Raw genomic sequence first — 16550 nt, 5'->3', positions numbered from 1 at the left:
CCTCATCGCCGGCCGTGGCTAGCGCTGTGCACACGCAAGCATAACGCATGCCGTCGCGGCCCTTAACGCCAGATCACCCGATCGTTAAGGCAGCGATACGGCACCGACCTAGCCCTCGGCGGGTGCCGATGGCTTTGACGGCGGCGTTACCGGCTCTGCGCTCGCGGCTCCAGGCTTCGGCTTGGGCAAATCGAGGCGGATGTGCAACTCGCGCAGGCGGCGGGCCTCGACCTCGGCGGGCGCGCCCATCAGCAGGTCTTCCGCCCGCTGGTTCATCGGAAAGGCGATGACCTCGCGGATGTTCGGCTCATTGGCCAGCAACATGACGATGCGATCGATTCCCGGCGCCGAGCCGCCATGCGGCGGGGCTCCGAACTGAAAGGCGTGCAGCATCCCACCGAAGCGCCTGCGCACCTCGTCCTCGCCGTAGCCGGCGATAGCGAAGGCCTTGAGCATGATGTCCGGGCGGTGGTTCCGGATAGCGCCGGACGACAGCTCGACGCCATTGCAGACGATGTCGTATTGATAGGCGTTGATCGTCAGCGGATCGCGCGTCTCGAGCGCCTCGAGACCGCCTTGCGGCATCGAGAACGGATTGTGGCTGAACTCGATCTCGCCCGTCTCCTCATTCCGCTCATACATCGGAAAGTCGACGATCCAGCAGAAGCGGAAGGCCTCCTTCTCGCGAAGTTCGAGAAGGTCGCACAGTCGCTCACGGGCCATGCCGGCGAATTTCTCCGCCTTCGCCTTGCTCTGGCAGACGAAAAAGACGGCATCTCCGGCCTGCGCGCCGGCGGCTAGGCGTGCCTGTTCGACGCGGTCAGCCTCGAGGTTTTTGGCGATCGGCCCCTTGGCGCCACTGCTCTCAAAAACGACGTAGCCGAGACCACCCATGCCCTCGTCGCGCGCCCAGTCGTTGAGCTTGTCAAAAAATGCACGCGGCCGGCCGGCTGCTCCCGGTGCCGGAATCGCACGAACGACGCTGCCCTGCGCCACCAGCTTGGCGAACAGGCCGAAGCCGCCGCCGGCGAACGCCGCGGTCACATCGGCGATGATCAGGGGGTTGCGCAGGTCGGGCTTGTCCGAGCCGTAGCGCAGAAGGCTCTCCTCGAATGGGATGCGCACGAAGGGCGGCGGGCTCACCGCCCGCCCGCCGGCGAACTCGGCGAACACGCCTGCCAGCACCGGCTCGATCGCGGCGAAGACGTCGTCCTGGGTGGCGAAGGCCATCTCGAAGTCGAGCTGATAAAACTCGCCTGGCGAACGGTCGGCGCGCGCATCCTCGTCACGGAAGCACGGCGCGATCTGGAAGTAGCGATCGAACCCCGAGGCCATGAGCAGTTGTTTGAACTGCTGCGGCGCCTGCGGCAGGGCGTAGAACTTGCCCGGGTGGTTGCGCGACGGCACGAGGTAATCGCGCGCGCCCTCGGGTGAGGAGGCAGTCAGAATGGGCGTTTGGAACTCGAGAAAGCCGCTTTCGATCATCCGCCGGCGCAGCGACGCGATCACCTCGGAGCGCAGGACGATGTTGGCGTGCAGGCGCTCGCGGCGCAGGTCGAGGAAGCGATAGCGCAGGCGGACGTCCTCGCCGTAGTCGGTATCGGCGGCAACCTGCATCGGTAGCATCTCCGCCGGCGATTCGACGCGAAATTCGCTGATAGCCACCTCGATCTCGCCGGTCGCCAGCGTTGGATTCACCGTTTCTGACGTTCGCCGCACGACGTGCCCGTCGATGGTCACGACGCTCTCGAAGCGCACGGCGGTCGCTGCGTCGAAGGCAGGATGCGCGGAATCGATCACGCACTGGGTAATTCCATAGTGGTCGCGCAGATCGATGAACAGCAGATTCCCGTGGTCACGTTTGCGGTGAACCCAGCCGGAAAGGCGAACGCCGGTGCCGGCATGATCGACACGCAAGGCGCCGCAGGTGTGCGTTCGATAAGGATGCATGGGGAGTGTACCTTCGGGCCGGTCCTGGCAAGGGAAATCGCGCGGGCGCGCCATCGGTAGAGCGCATACACCCGCCTTGCTTGTCAAGCTGCGGGTGCAGCGGCGAAACTACGGCAACCATGTGGCGGTCACGTGCGCGGAGGCTTTGCTTGGTAGGCGCGGGCGGTATAGCTTGGCGAAATGACTTTGATTACCGAAGCCGCTGAACTCGCGGCGTTTTGCGATCGACTCGCGGGCGCCGATCTGATCGCCGTCGACACCGAATTCATGCGCGAGCGAACCTATTGGCCGAAGCTCTGCCTCGTGCAGGTTGCGGGGCCGGATGAGGCGGCGGCGATCGACCCCCTTGCCGACGGCATGGACCTATCGCCGCTGTTCGCCCTGATGCAACAACCGGCCCCGCTCAAGGTGTTCCATGCCGCACGCCAGGACCTCGAGATTTTTCACAAGCTGATGGGCGGCTCGCTGCCGCAACCGGTATTCGATACCCAGGTCGCGGCGATGGTCTGCGGCTTCGGCGATCAGGTCTCGTACGAAACGCTGGTGAGCAAGCTGGCCAAGGCGCGCATCGATAAGAGCTCGCGCTTTACCGATTGGTCGTTGCGGCCGCTGTCGCCGCGGCAGATCGAATATGCCATCGCTGACGTCGTCCACCTCGTCCCGGTCTACCGCAAGCTCGCCGCCCGCCTGCAATCGACAGGTCGCGCCGACTGGGTCGCCGAGGAGATGGCGGCGCTGACCAGCCCGGCGACCTACGCCATCGATCCGCTGCACGCGTTTCGCCGGGTGAAGAGCCGCAGCGGTAACGGACGGGTGCTGGCGGTGCTTCGCGAACTCGCCGCCTGGCGGGAGCGCGAGGCGCAAGCGCGGGACGTTCCGCGCGCCTGGGTCGTGCGCGACGAAGCGTTGCTGGAGATCGCCCACCATACGCCGAAGACGGTCGACGAGCTGGCCCGCACCCGCGGCCTCGCCCGCAAATTTGCCGAGAGCGCCACCGGCGCCGAGGTGCTCGCCGCCGTTGCCCGCGGACGCGCCGTTCCGGAGGAAGAGTGCCCGGAAACCGACCTCCGGCGCGAAGTGCCGCGCGGCGTCGCCGCCGTCGCCGATCTTTTGAAGGTGGTCTTGAAGATGAAGTGTGACGAAGCCGACGTCGCGCTGCGCATGGTCGCTTCCTCCGAAGAAGTCGAACTCATCGCCGCCCACGGCGAGGACGCCGGCGTCCCGGCCTTGACCGGCTGGCGCCGGCACGTTTTCGGCGAAGCCGCCCTCGAAGTCCGCTCCGGTTCCATGGCGCTGGTCGTCCGCGGCAGGAAGCTCGTGCTAACACCGACCGGCGAGCGAACATAAATAACCGCGCGCGCCGCAAGGACAATGGCTGCCGCCATCACTGGCGGAGCGGGGATCAGCGGGATTCTACCATGTGCCGGTGTTGGGCATGCTCGCCCACGGCTCGGCGGTCGGCATCGGGGCTCCGTCCTGCAACAGCTCGATCGAGATGCCGTCGGGCGAGCGGACGAACGCCATATTGCCGTCGCGCGGCGGTCGGTTGATGACGACGCCATCTTTCATCAGCCGCGCGCAGGTCTCATAGATGTTCTCGACGCGAAAGGCGAGATGGCCGAAGTTGCGACCGCCGGTGTATTCGCTTTCATCCCAATTATATGTCAGTTCCAGGACCGGCGCCGCTTCGCTGCGGGCGCGCGCTTCATCTTGCGGCGCGGCGAGGAAGACAAGGGTGAAGCGGCCTTTTTCATTCTCCATCCGGCGGATTTCGCGCAGGCCGAGCTTGCCACAGTAAAAGGCGAGGCTCCGCTCAAGATCGCCGACCCGGACCATGGTGTGCAGGTATTTCATTGACGTATTCCCGCGTGCTGGTGCGGTGCGCGCTGCTGTGCCCCGTGCAGATGGCGCGTGCCGAGATGCGATGGAGATGGAAGCGCCCAACCGGGTTGGCAAGGGAGCAAGCAAGGCGCGGAACCGCGCCCGTGCGAACGGGTCACACCGAGACACGGATGGAGAAAGATGCGACGTCACGAGCGGACGGACTGTTGATCGAGCGGCTAGAACTTGTAGTCGACCATAACCCCACCGAAGAACTGGTGCGGCGAGGATTCCTTCTGACCATCAAATTCGCTCGAACCCAGCACCCGCTGGTAGCGGGCCTGAGTCTGAATGTTCCACTTCTCGGAAATGGAATAGCCGAGCCCGAGACCAAGCCCGATATCCTGCAGACCGGTGTCCTCGCTTCCGCCGGAGCGCACGGCCAGCGAATGATCGACACCGAGTTGCGACGCGCCGTACCCCTCGGTCGCATAGGTCGAGAACAAGCGGGTACTGAACTGCCAGGACGGCGCCAGGGGCTGTGTGTAGTCGATGCCAGGCTGGACCATCCAACCGCCATCGCTTGACTGCGCGTCGGCGCCGACCTGCAAATCGACGCCGAGCGAGGACGACGGCTTACCGCTTGTCCCATCGTGAAACAGGTAGTCGACGAAGCCGCCGAGTTCGACCGGTCCGGCCTCGTCCTTACGCCGGGCGACCAACGGCACTTCGGGGTGCGCGACGTTCGGCACCACGTCGATCGATGGACCGGCCTGAAACGACTGACTGGAGAGGACGTTGGTCCGCACCTGTGTACCACGCTGACCCGTGGCGGGTGACGGCAGCAGCGACTGCTCGGTGGTTCGCCCAATGACAGGACCGTCCAGCACCGGCGCGTCCGCGGGAGATTCGGCCCACGCGAACGGAACGGCGAGCAAGCTCGCCAAAGCCGCGGCACCGAATTTCAACCAACGCTTCATACGCGTTCCCGATCAGACGAATTTTGGCGGACGGAAAACTCGTTCAGACAAGAGGCCCCCGCACCCCGCCCTCACTCCGTAAAAGATAGCGTTTCTGGCCCGAAAGATCCATGCACGGCGGCTGTTTGCAAGCCGATTTCCTCCGCCGGTGGCAGTTCGGCAACGCCCGGGCTTTATCCCGGCGCAGGCGCAGCGCCGGGCGCCTCGGTGGCCACGCTCGTACACTTGAAGGTTGCATATTTCGTGTCGAGCCACGTGAATTGTTGGGCGCTTTCCAAGGTCGCCTGCTTGCCTTCCGCCTGGCAGATCTCTCCGGCCTGGTGCTCGATGTCCGACGTCGAATTGCGCCAAGGCACATAGCGCACGTAGAAGCGGTCCGGCGTGTAGGTGACGACGCGCGATCCCTGGACCGCTTCGGCGCATCCGCCGGTGGCGACAGTGGCGATCAGCAGAACGGGTAGCGTTGAGCGCAGCATGATGCGGTTCTTATATCGCCGTCGCGCGGCCTCGGCAATCGCTGGCCGCATCGGCCTGCTACGTCTCTGCGGCGGAGGATCGGCGGAGGGGATTGTCGGCTGCATCGATGCCAGCAACGTTCTAGACTACGGCGGATGGTGGCAGTCGCCCGCATGTTGGGGACAAAGCCAGGGACAAAGAAGGAAGCGCTCGATGGCGAAGCGGATCTTGATGCTGGTTGGCGATTTTGCCGAGGATTACGAGACAATGGTTCCGTACCAGGCCCTGCTCATGCTGGGTCATACCGTGCACGCCGTCTGCCCCGGCAAGGTGGCGGGAGAGAAGGTGCGCACCGCCATTCACGACTTCGAAGGCGACCAGACTTATACCGAGAAGCCGGGCCACAATTTTCCACTCAACGCCAGCTTCGATGCCATCGACGAGACGAAGTATGACGCGTTGGTCATTCCCGGCGGCCGCGCGCCCGAGTACCTCAGGGTCAATGAGCGGGTGCTCAGCATCGTCCGCCACTTCAACTACGAGAAAAAACCCATCGCCGCGGTCTGTCACGGCGCCCAGATCCTGGCGGCCGCGGGCGTGATCACCGGCCGGCGTGTCTCCGCCTATCCGGCCTGCGCTCCAGAGGTGACCCTCGCCGGCGGCCAGTTCTGCGAGATCGCAATCGACGACGCGGTGACCGACGACAATCTCGTCACCGCCCCGGCGTGGCCGGCGCATCCGAAGTGGCTCGCCCAGTTCGTCACCCTGCTCGAGCGCACGCCCGTCCGCGTCGCGTAACCCATTGGCGGTCGGCCCCCTGGCCACGCGCACCCGGACGAGAAGCCCGGATAAGGCGCCCCGGCAAAGCACCCGGCAAAGCGCACGCCGGGGATCGATAAATTCGCCCTAAAGGGCCGTGCCGCCGACGGTCAGGTTGTCGATGCGCAGGGTCGGCTGGCCGACGCCGACCGGCACGCCCTGGCCGTCCTTGCCGCAGGTGCCGATGCCGGCATCGAGTTCGAGATCATTGCCGACCATGCCGACGCGGGTGAGCACGTCCGGACCGTTGCCGATCAGGGTTGCACCCTTTACCGGCGCCCCCACTTTGCCGTCCTCGATGCGATAGGCCTCGGTGCAAGTGAAGACGAACTTGCCCGAGGTGATATCGACCTGGCCGCCGCCGAACGCCACCGCGTAAAGGCCGGTCCTGACCGAGCGCAAAATTTCGTCCGGCGAATGGGTTCCGGCGAGCATGTAGGTGTTGGTCATCCGCGGCATCGGCCGGTGCGCGAAGCTCTGCCGCCGGCCGTTGCCGGTCGACCGCCCGCCCATCAGCCGGGCGTTCATCCGGTCCTGCATGAAACCGACGAGGATGCCGTCCTCGATCAGTGTCGTGCACTGGCTCGGCGTGCCCTCGTCGTCGATGGTGAGCGAGCCGCGCCGATCGGCGATCGTCCCGTCGTCGACGACCGTGACCCCGGGCGCCGCCACCCGCTGACCGACGAGCCCGGCAAAAGCCGAGGTCTTCTTGCGATTGAAGTCGCCTTCGAGCCCGTGGCCGATGGCTTCGTGCAGGAGAATGCCGGGCCAGCCGGGGCCAAGCACGACCGTCATCTCGCCCGCCGGCGCCGGTTCGGAGTCAAGATTGACCCGTGCTTGGCGCAGCGCCTCGTCGACCGCTCCCTTCCACGCCGCCGGCTCGAACCAGCGCTCATAGGTCACGCGCCCGCCGGTGCCATGGCTTCCCGTCTCCTTGCGACCGTTGTGCTCGACGACGACGGTAACGTTCAGGCGCACGAGCGGACGGATATCGGCGGCGCGCTCGCCGCCTGGGCGAATGACCTGGACCGCCTGCCATTCTCCCGCAAGCGAGGCCACGACTTGGCGGACGCGGGAATCGCTGGCGCGGGCATAAGCGTCGATCTCGGTCAACAGCGTCGTCTTTGCTTCGAACGGCATGCCAGCGAGCGGATTGTCCGGCGTGTAAAGCCGCTGGTTCGTTTGCGCCGGTGAAACCGCGAGGGTACCTCCAGCGCCAGCGCACACGCTGGCAACCGCCTCGCCCGCGCGGCGGATCGCGTCTTCGCCGAGATCGCAGCCGTGGGCATAGCCGGTCACCTCGCCCGCAACCGCGCGCAATCCGAACCCATGGGTGGTATCGAAGCTCGCGCTCTTGACCTTGCCGTCATCGAGCACCAGTCCTTCCGACTGGCGATACTCGAGAAACAGTTCGCCGTCGTCGGCATGCACCAGGGCATCGCCGATCAGCGTATCGAGGCGTGCGCGATCAAGGCCCAGGCGATTGAAAAAAAGGTCGTCGGTTTCAGCGATCGATGTCATGTCAAAGTCGGCCCATCGGTGAAATTCATCGGCAGTCTGCACCGCTGGCGGCGAGTAATCGCGCAGGGCGAGGGTCCGCTTTTAGATGGTGGCGCATTGCGCGTCCGTCGAGGGCACACGACTGCCATCGCGGTCGTCCGAGCATTTAGCGCTTGACCACAATGCGGTCCACCGGTATCCGGCGCCAACTTTGACGGGTGCAGGTGATGGCGACAAAACGTCTTTCCGACGAGAAGGCATGGCGGCCGGCGACGCGGCTGGTCCGCGGCGGCGCGCGCCGCTCCGGCTATGACGAGACCAGCGAGGCGATCTTCATGACGTCTGGGTTCGTCTATGCTTCAGCGGAAGAAGCAGAAGCGGCGTTCAAGGGTGAGCGGGATCGCTTCGTCTACTCCCGGTTCGCCAACCCCACGGTGCAGATGTTCGAACAGCGCCTGGCGCTGCTCGAAGGCGCGTCCTTGTGCAAGGCGACGGCGACCGGCATGGCCGCGGTGTTCACCGCACTCGCCTGCCAGATGCGCGCCGGTGACCGGCTCGTCGCCTCGCGCGCGTTGTTCGGCTCCTGCCAATACATCGCCTGCGAGGTATTGCCCGGCTTCGGTATCGAGACCGAACTCGTCGACGGCCGCGACCTCGGGCAATGGCAACGCGCCCTTGCCCGTCCGGCAACCTGCGTGTTTCTCGAAACCCCGTCCAATCCGATGCTCGAGATCATCGACCTTGCCGCCGTGTGCGAACTTGCCCACGCCGCCGGCGCGAAGGTGGTCGTCGATAACGTCTTCGCCTCGCCGATCCTGCAAAAGCCGCTCGACCTCGGCGCCGACATCGTCGTCTATTCGGCAACCAAGCACATCGACGGTCAGGGCCGCTCGCTCGGTGGCGCCATCCTGACCAACGACGCCGATTACTTCGAGACCTTTCTCGTTCCCTTTCATCGTCACACCGGGCCATCGCTGAGCCCGTTCAATGCCTGGCTGCTGCTCAAAGGGCTAGAGACGCTTGATCTGCGCATGCAGCGGCACTGCGCCAACGCCCGGACAATCGCCCAGCATCTCGCCGCGCGCGGCGATCTCAGCCGGGTGCTCCACCCGTCGCTGCCCAGCCACCCGCAGCACACGCTGGCGGCGCGACAGATGAAGGATGGCGGCAGTCTGGTTACTCTCGATATCCCCGGCGGTCGGGACAACGCCTACCGCTTCCTCAACGCGCTGCAGATCGTCGACATCTCCAATAACCTTGGCGATACCAAGACGCTGGCGACGCACCCGGCGACGACGACGCACCAGCGTCTTACTGTCGAGCAGCGCGCCGAACTCGACATCGCCGACAACACCGTCCGCCTGTCGATCGGCATCGAGGATGTGGAAGATCTGATCGAGGACTTCGATCAGGGGCTCGCCGCTGCGCGTTGACCGAAGCTGCGCCGTCCGTCAGCCCTGAACCCAGGGCAGGCCCTCGACCTTCCAACCGTTGACCGTACCGCGGTGGCGGGCTTGGTCGGGATCACCCTCGAAGCCGGACGTGATGTTGTAGCAGCGCTGAAAGCCGCGCGCCGTCATCGCGATCGCCGCCGACTTCGAGCGCGCGCCCGAACGGCATAAAAACAGGATCGGCGCCTCCAGCGGCAGGCCCGACTTCTCCAGATGCTCGACAAAGTGAGGGTTAACCTCCATCGAGGGAAACAACAGCCACGGCAGGAAGAGTGGCTTTTTACCGGCACGACCGAGATCGGGCACGCCAACATAGTTCCACTCGGCCGGCGTGCGAACGTCGACAAGCACTGCGTCCGGATCGCCAGACAGCACCTCCCACGCCTTCGAAGGCGCCACGTCGCCGGCATAGTCCGTCATCGCTCTCTTCCCTTTCCTGTCCGTCTTATCGGTTACGTGGTCTCAGCAATCGCCATCAGACCGCACGGCGCGCGGCACCGGCCCGCAGATCGGTTTGCCGCTTTCGGCCAGCACCGCGAGCATCTCGCCGAGGCTGGTGAATTTTCGGCGCGGCGCCAGTTGATCGGCGCCAGCGATTTCCGCCGCATCGATCTTCCGCCAGTCGTCGAAGGTGATGGTGCGCACACCACGCGCGCGCATGCACGCCTCGAATGCGGCCCGTCCGGGCTTGAGACCCCGACTCGCCAGCACGGGTGCGTCGGCGGCGATCTGCTCCGCGCACGTTGTGCCGTCTGGCCGGTTGCTGCCAATCACGCCGGTCGGACCGCGCTTTGCCCAGCCGACCGCATAAACCCCCGGCGCTATCCGACCGTCATCGCTGGGAAACAGGCCGCGATCGGCATCGAAGGGAATGCCGGCGATCGGCCCGGTGCGGTAGCCGATCGCAGCCACGACAAAGCTGCAGGCGATGCGTTCGATCATGTCCGTGGCAACGATGCGCCCGTCTTTCATCTGCGTGCCGGCGAATTGGACGGCGCGCACAGCTCCGGCATCGTCGCCCTCGATCGCCACCGGCGCGCGATGGAAGCGGAAATGCAGCCGCTTCGGCTTAACGGTGCGCAGCACCGCCAGTCCGCGCAGCACCGCCAGCGTTTTTTCGCGCAGCCGCCCATCGCGATCGACCGGATTGACCGCGGGGGCGGGAATATCATCAGGATCGATGATTGGATCGCACGCTTCAAGCGCGCCGATCTCGCGCAGTTCGGTGCGGGTGAACTTCGCGTCCGCCGCGCCACGTCGGCCGACGATGAAGACATCGGCGATGCCCCCGGCGCGAATCGCCTCGCGCGCAAAGTCGGGAAGGTCGGACGTCGCCATCTCCACTTCGGACTTGACCAGGACGCGGGCGACATCAAGGGCGACGTTGCCGTTGCCGATGACGACCGCCGGACCAGGACCCAGTCGCGGGGCGAGGTCGCGAAAGTCCGGATGGCCGTTGTACCAGCCGACGAAGGACGCCGAGCCGTAGACGCCGTCGAGCCGCTCGCCTGGAACGTCGAGCGGCCGATCGAGACCGGCGCCGACAGCAAGGACAACAGCATCATAGAACCCGCGAAGCTCGTCCAGATCAACCGCCCGTCCGATCTCGACATTGCCGTAGAAATGGACGATGTCCTGCAGGGCCGTCTGCTCGAAGCGCCGCACCACTTGCTTGGTGCTTTGGTGATCCGGCGCCACCCCGGCGCGGATCAAGCCGAAGGGCGTCGGCAATCGCTCGATGATATCGATGCGAACACCCGGTACGTCCAGCAGCGACTCGGCGGCATAAAACCCGGCAGGACCCGCGCCGATGATGGCGACCGACAGCGTCATTCAGCCGGCTCCCCGCCCCCGCAACCACTTCCGCGACGCTCGCCGCCGCGCTCGTGGAACCAGGGTCCATAAAAGCGGAACGGTTGCAGGCGGGCACGCAACCGACGATGGCTGCGGCAACGCACCCCTGGCCCTCAGGCGGAAACCGTCCACGTATCGCCACGGCGCAAGAGCGCGTTGAGCTCGTCCGCCGACGGCGGCGCTTGGCGCTCGCCCAGCCCCGCGTGGACCGCCGAGCCCAGCGCCATCGCCGGATCGCAGTACAGCACGCCGAGGGCCATCGGCAGCGCCGGCGGCTGCATCGCCGCCAGCAGGCCCGCCAGTGGGCGGTTCGTGGCGTCGTGGACGAGCAGGTCAGCCACGCTCACCCCATTCTCGCCGATGGTCACCGCCTCGATCTCCAGCTTGCCGGGGACAAGCCGCAGGCCGCGTGAGCCCTTGGCGCCGAAGATCATCGGCTTGCCGTCCTGCAGCAGGATCTGGTTGGCATCGGCGACGTCACGCTCGGTGAAGCCGGCGAACACCGCGTCGTTGTAGACGATGCAGTTCTGGAAGATCTCGACGAACGAGGCGCCACGATGGGCGCGAGCCTGCTTCAACACGTCGACAAGGTGCTTTTGCATCGTATCGATCGAGCGGGCAACGAAGCGGCCGCCCGCCCCCAGCGCGAAGCCGATGGGCGAGACCGGCCGCTCAACCGAGCCCGTAGGCGACGTCGGCGAGCGCGTGCCTGTTCGCGACGTCGGCGAGTACTGACCCTTGGTCAGGCCGTAGATCTCGTTGTTGAACAACAGAATCTGCAAATCGACGTTGCGCCGGAGCACGTGTAGCAGATGGTTGCCGCCGATGGATAGCGCATCGCCGTCGCCGGTGACCACCCACACGTCAAGCTCGGGATTGACCAGCTTGACGCCGGTAGCGACCGTCGGCGCGCGGCCGTGAATCGTATGAAACCCGTAGGTCGCCATGTAGTAGGGAAAACGCGACGAGCAGCCGATGCCCGAGACGAACACGGTCGCCGCGGGATCGGCGTCGACATCGGCGAGCATCTTCTGCACCGCCTTGAGGATAGCGTAATCCCCGCAACCGGGGCACCAGCGCACCTCCTGGTCGGTTGCGAAGTCCTTGGCGGTGCGAGGCTTGATGGGGGAGACGACGTTCATCTCTAACCTCCGGAAATCTCAGGAACCCAACCGGGCGAGGATTGCCGCTTCGATCTCGGCAATCTTGAACGGCTGGCCCGATATCTTGTTGAGCCCTTCCGCCGGCACGAGATACTGGGCGCGCAAGAGCTGCACAAGCTGGCCCTTGTTCATCTCGGGCACGAGCACCGTCTCGTAGCGGCGCAGCAGCTCGCCGAGGTTAGGCGGCAGCGGCGAGAGATGGCGCAGGTGAATGTGCGCGACGTCGTAGCCGCGCTCGACGAGTGAGACAACGGCGCGGCTGATCGGCCCATGGGTCGATCCCCAGCCGACGACGGCAAGTCGGCCCTCGCCGCGACCGGTCTCGACCGTCTGCAGCGGAATGTCGAGCGCGATGCGATCGAGCTTTTCCGCCCGGGTATCACTCATCTGCTGGTGGTTGGCCGGATCGTAGGAGATGGCGCCGGTGAGTTGATCCTTCTCCAGTCCGCCGATGCGGTGCTCGAGGCCAGGCGTGCCGGGGATCGCCCACGGACGGGCGAGCGTCGCGGCATCGCGCGCATAGGGCGCGAAGCCCTTGGGATCGGTGCGGAACTCCACCGGGAACGGCGACAGCGCGGTGATGTCCGGCACGCGCCACGGCTGGGCGGCGTTGGCGATATAGCCGTCCGAGAGGACGATCACCGGGATCATGTAGCGGGTGGCAATGCGCACGGCCTCGATCGCCGTTTCGAAGCAGTCGGACGAACCGCTGGCGGCAAGCACGGCCAGCGGGCTCTCGCCGTGACGGCCAAACAGCGCCTGCATGAGGTCGGACTGCTCGGTTTTGGTCGGCAGGCCGGTCGACGGGCCGGCGCGCTGGGTATTGACGACAACCAGCGGCAGCTCGGCGGCGACGGCGAGCCCGAGCGCCTCGCCCTTCAGCGCCAATCCCGGCCCCGAACTCGAGGTCACGCCCATGGCACCGGCGTAGGAAGCGCCGATCGCGGCGCAAACGGCAGCGATCTCATCCTCGGCCTGGAAGGTGGATACGCCCAGGCGGCGCAAGCTGGTCAACGCATGCAACAGCGGAGAGGCCGGAGTGATCGGGTACGAGGCGAAGAACAGCTTGAGGCCGGCGAGATGCGCGCCGGCGACGAGACCCCAGGCGAGCGCCTCGCCGCCGGTGATCGTCCGGTAGAGACCGGGATCAAGAGACGCCGGCGCGACCGAGTAGCCGGGAATATCTCCGCTCAGCTCGGCGGTCTCGCCGAAGGCGTGGCCGGCATCGAGCGCGGCGATGTTTCCGGAGGCGATGAGCGGCGAATCGGCGAACCGCTTCTTCAGCCAGTCCGCCGTCGGTTTGCGGTCACGCCCGAACATCCAGTAGACCAGACCGAGGGTCCAGATGTTCTTGCAGCGCAGCGCGTCGTGCTGCGAGACGCCGAGCGGTTTGACCGTCTCCAGGGTCATCTTCGAGATGTCGATGGCGATGAGGCGGTAGGACGCGAGCGAGCCATCGTTCAGCGGATCGGCGGCATAGCCGGCCTTACGCAGGCTCCGCTCGTTGAATGCGCCGGAATCGACGATGACGATGCCGCCCGGTTTCAATCGCCCTAATTCGACCTTCAGCGCCGCCGGATTGAGCGCCACGAGGACATCCGGCGCGTCGCCCGAGGTCTTGACCGCGCGGGCGCCGAAATTGATCTGGAACGCGGACACGCCATAGGTGGTGCCGACGGGCGCCCTGATCTCCGCTGGAAAATCGGGGAACGTGGTTAGGTCGTTGCCGGCAAGAGCGGTGACCGCGGCAAAGCGGTTACCCGTTAATTGAATCCCGTCGCCGGAGTCACCGGCGAAGCGGACAACGACGGACTCGAGCGGCTGGCGAGCGTCCGAGAGGGACGCCTCGGGTGTCGGAAGGGTGCTGGTTCTCATCAAGATGTCGTTCATCGCCCTTGAGGCAGACGTTCGCAAGGCCCGTTCGAACGCGTCTCACAGGGACCCGGGGTTGTATCTGTTCGTCGGCCAGGCTACCTGTTCCCGAAGACAGATAATGTTTCTTCGTTGCAGTGCGCAACCTGCTCTATTCGCGCTTTGTCACTTTCCCGCGATACGCTGCGCACCAATGGGCCTGAAGGAATACCATACGCCATCATGGATACGAAACAACGATTGGCCGCTGACGCTGCATCAGTGTCATCTCCGCGCCCGGGGCCGCGCCTTGTGGCGCTCGACCTTCTCGACCGCCTGCTTGCCGCCGCGCGGCAGTCCGGCGCCGATGCGGCCGACGCCGTGTTCGCCGACCGCCGCTCGCTGTCGGTCGCCTGCCGCCTCGGCAGCCGGGAATCGCTCGAGCGCTCGGAATCGGCTGTGGTCGGCCTCAGGGTGTTCGTCGGTCACCGGCAGGCGATCGTTTCCTCCTCCGATCTCGGCAAGGACGCGCTCGCCGAGATGGTGAGCCGGGCCGTCTCCATGGCCCGGGTCGTACCGGAAGACCCGTTCTGCGGGCTCGCCGATCCCGCGGAGGTCGGACAGGGTGAAGCCACGGACGTCGACGCCTGCGAGTCGGACGAGATCGACGCCACCGCGGCAAACGACCGGGCGCTGGCGGCCGAAGCCGCGGCACTGGCGATTCCGGGCGTGAGCAATTCCGAGGGCGCCGAGGCGGGCTGCGGCTACGATGCCTTCGCCATCGCCGCAACCAACGGTTTTCGCCGCGCCTATGAGCGGTCGTGGAACAACGTGTCTGTCTCGGTCCTCGCCGGCGAGGGCACGGCGATGGAGCGGGATTACGCCTACAGCAGCGCCGTTTACCGCGGTGATCTGGAAGATGCGGCCACCCTCGGCCGGCGGTGCGGCGAGCGGGCCGTGCGCCGCCTGAGGCCGCGCAAGGCGGGCTCGGCCCAGGTGCCGGTGATCTTCGAGCCGCGCGTCGCCGGCAGCATCCTCGGCCATCTGTCTTCGGCGATCAACGGCGCTTCGGTCGCGCGCGGCACCACCTTTCTCGGCGACAAGCTCGGCGAGCGGCTGTTTGCTCCGACGATCCGCGTTATCGACGATCCTCTGCGCCGGCGCGGCCTGCGCTCGCGCCCGTTCGATGGCGAAGGCATCGCCTCGCAGCCGCACGCGGTGATCGACGGCGGCGTGCTTACCACCTGGTTTCTCGACCTTCGCTCCGCCCGCCAGCTCGGGCTGCGCTCGACCGGTCATGCCTCCCGGGGCGCGTCATCCCCACCGTCTCCATCGGCGACCAACCTCTACCTCGAGCCGGGTCCGCTCTCCCCTGAGGCGCTGATCGCCGATATCCGCAGCGGCCTTTACGTCACCGACCTCATGGGCTTTGGCGTCAATGGCGTTACCGGCGATTATAGCCGCGGTGCCAGCGGCTTTTGGATCGAGAACGGCGAGATCGCCTACCCGGTCAGCGAGATCACCATATCCGGCCATCTTCTTTCGATGTTCGCCGCGCTTACCCCGGCTTCGGACCTGGTCTTCCGCTACGGCACCGATTCGCCAACGGTGCGCATCGACGGGATGACCGTCGCCGGCCGCTGAATCCGTGCCGGCCGGCCGGCGGGTGGCGGCGCGAGGAACCGCGCCGTCTCCTCGGTCGCCTCGATGCAAAGCGGCAGGCAGGCGGCGATATCGCCATCGAGTTGCACCGGCTCTCCGGCGATGCCGTCGATACAGACGCACCGTCCGCGGACGATCAACACGTCGTCGCGACGGTCAAGGCGCCCGCGCAGCAACGACAGGCCGTACGCCAGGGCCGCCCGGCGCCCCGGGCGCAAAAACAGGCAGACATGCAGATCCGGCTCGTCGAGGCGGGCATTCGGCGCGCAGGAAAAGCGGCCGCCGTAGAAACGACCGTTGGCGACGACGACGGACGCGGCGCGATAGTGCCGTCCGTCGACGGTCACGTCGTAGCCGGGGAACGTGAACCGGCGCAGCATCGCGGCAAACGACGCAACGTAGGCGGCCTTCCCGGCAAGGCGCTTGAGGGCGGGATCGACGGCGGCGACGACGTGGGCATCGAAACCGACGCCAGCCATCATCACAAACCGTCGACCATTCGCCCGCGGCAGGCAAACGCGCTTGATGCGACCGGTGATTAGGCTGCGGGCGAGGCGCTCCGGCCGCCGCGGCACACCGAGTTCGGCGGCAAGCACGTTGGCGGTGCCAAGGGGCAGCAACGCCAACGGCGGCGACAGCGGCGACAGCCCGTTGATTACCTCGTTGATCGTGCCATCGCCGCCGGCAATCGCCAAAACATCGGTCTCATCCGCGGCAATTCCAGCGGCGATCATTTCGGCGTCGCCGCACGCGGCCGTCGGCCGGATGGCGAAAGTTATGCCGATCTTGATCAGACCGCTGGCGAAGCGCGTCAGCCGTCGGCCGTTCGATAGACCCGCCGCCGGATTGTGAATGACCGTAACGTGCGGGCGGCGTTTTTCGGCCTGCTCGGACATGGGATCTCGCGAAGGGGTAACGGGCTCGATCATGCGGTGACGACCTTGGGCAGACGAAACAAGCAGCGGGTAATATGACAAAATGAAGACAAAAAACATAACTTTTCATGAATTGACCGGGAAGGGCTGTGATCAATAGAATCTGGC

Annotated in this window: 14 protein-coding genes; 4 read left to right on the top strand and 10 right to left on the bottom strand. The window is 65.9% G+C overall.

Annotated elements, in window-relative coordinates; all coding sequences use genetic code 11:
* Window positions 1-108: 108 nt before the first annotated feature.
* Window positions 109-1950 (bottom strand): aspartate--tRNA ligase, encoded by a 1842-nt coding sequence (gene aspS, locus IPK66_04125; protein ID MBK8174484.1) that lies wholly within the window; start codon window positions 1948-1950, stop codon window positions 109-111.
* Between the two features lie 180 nt (window positions 1951-2130).
* Here aspS and rnd point away from each other — a divergent pair, with 180 nt between their 5' ends.
* On the top strand, window positions 2131-3297 hold the full coding sequence (gene rnd / locus IPK66_04120; protein MBK8174483.1) for a ribonuclease D: 1167 nt from the start codon (window positions 2131-2133) through the stop codon (window positions 3295-3297).
* Window positions 3298-3363: 66 nt separating this feature from the next.
* Here the strand turns inward: rnd and IPK66_04115 are convergent, their stop codons facing one another.
* The 3 genes from IPK66_04115 to IPK66_04105 all read right to left on the bottom strand — a co-directional run bounded on the left by IPK66_04115 (window position 3364) and on the right by IPK66_04105 (window position 5227).
* On the bottom strand, window positions 3364-3804 hold the full coding sequence (locus tag IPK66_04115) for a VOC family protein (GenBank protein ID MBK8174482.1): 441 nt from the start codon (window positions 3802-3804) through the stop codon (window positions 3364-3366).
* Window positions 3805-4010: 206 nt separating this feature from the next.
* Window positions 4011-4751, bottom strand: coding sequence for a MipA/OmpV family protein (locus tag IPK66_04110; GenBank protein MBK8174481.1), 741 nt, complete (start codon window positions 4749-4751; stop codon window positions 4011-4013).
* A gap of 173 nt (window positions 4752-4924) precedes the next feature.
* A complete protein-coding gene (locus tag IPK66_04105) occupies window positions 4925-5227 on the bottom strand; it encodes a hypothetical protein (GenBank protein MBK8174480.1) in 303 nt (100 codons plus the stop codon).
* Window positions 5228-5420: 193 nt separating this feature from the next.
* On the opposite strand from IPK66_04105, the gene IPK66_04100 reads away from it, so the two are divergent.
* Window positions 5421-6005, top strand: a complete 585-nt coding sequence (locus IPK66_04100; GenBank protein MBK8174479.1) for a DJ-1/PfpI family protein — start codon at window positions 5421-5423, stop codon at window positions 6003-6005.
* 108 nt (window positions 6006-6113) lie between these two features.
* Here IPK66_04100 and tldD read toward each other — a convergent pair whose 3' ends face one another.
* On the bottom strand, window positions 6114-7547 hold the full coding sequence (gene tldD, locus IPK66_04095) for a metalloprotease TldD (protein ID MBK8174478.1): 1434 nt from the start codon (window positions 7545-7547) through the stop codon (window positions 6114-6116).
* 206 nt (window positions 7548-7753) lie between these two features.
* Between tldD and metZ the strand changes: the two genes are divergently transcribed.
* Window positions 7754-8959 carry an O-succinylhomoserine sulfhydrylase gene (metZ, locus tag IPK66_04090; GenBank protein ID MBK8174477.1) on the top strand — a complete coding sequence of 402 codons (1206 nt, stop codon included), beginning with the start codon at window positions 7754-7756 and terminating at the stop codon, window positions 8957-8959.
* Between the two features lie 18 nt (window positions 8960-8977).
* Here metZ and IPK66_04085 read toward each other — a convergent pair whose 3' ends face one another.
* The 4 genes from IPK66_04085 to IPK66_04070 form a co-directional block, all read right to left on the bottom strand.
* Entirely contained in the window at window positions 8978-9397 is a 420-nt protein-coding gene (locus IPK66_04085; GenBank protein MBK8174476.1) for a rhodanese-like domain-containing protein, read from the bottom strand.
* A 42-nt stretch (window positions 9398-9439) separates the two neighbouring features.
* Window positions 9440-10810, bottom strand: coding sequence for an FAD-dependent oxidoreductase (locus IPK66_04080; GenBank protein ID MBK8174475.1), 1371 nt, complete (start codon window positions 10808-10810; stop codon window positions 9440-9442).
* A 134-nt stretch (window positions 10811-10944) separates the two neighbouring features.
* A complete protein-coding gene (locus IPK66_04075; GenBank protein ID MBK8174474.1) occupies window positions 10945-11973 on the bottom strand; it encodes a 2-oxoacid:ferredoxin oxidoreductase subunit beta in 1029 nt (342 codons plus the stop codon).
* Window positions 11974-11991: 18 nt separating this feature from the next.
* Window positions 11992-13869, bottom strand: coding sequence for a 2-oxoacid:acceptor oxidoreductase subunit alpha (locus IPK66_04070; GenBank protein MBK8174473.1), 1878 nt, complete (start codon window positions 13867-13869; stop codon window positions 11992-11994).
* Between the two features lie 219 nt (window positions 13870-14088).
* On the opposite strand from IPK66_04070, the gene IPK66_04065 reads away from it, so the two are divergent.
* Window positions 14089-15489 (top strand): TldD/PmbA family protein, encoded by a 1401-nt coding sequence (locus IPK66_04065; protein ID MBK8174472.1) that lies wholly within the window; start codon window positions 14089-14091, stop codon window positions 15487-15489.
* On the opposite strand, the gene IPK66_04060 is transcribed toward IPK66_04065, so the two are convergent.
* Window positions 15432-16436 (bottom strand): diacylglycerol kinase family lipid kinase, encoded by a 1005-nt coding sequence (locus tag IPK66_04060; GenBank protein MBK8174471.1) that lies wholly within the window; start codon window positions 16434-16436, stop codon window positions 15432-15434. The two genes, IPK66_04065 and IPK66_04060, sit on opposite strands and share 58 nt — an antisense overlap.
* Window positions 16437-16550: the final 114 nt, after the last annotated feature.

This window comes from Rhodospirillales bacterium (assembly GCA_016712595.1).
Taxonomy (GTDB): domain Bacteria; phylum Pseudomonadota; class Alphaproteobacteria; order Rhodospirillales; family Defluviicoccaceae; genus Defluviicoccus.
Note: the sequence above shows the minus strand (reverse complement) of the source record. Positions and strands in the feature narration are given on the sequence as shown.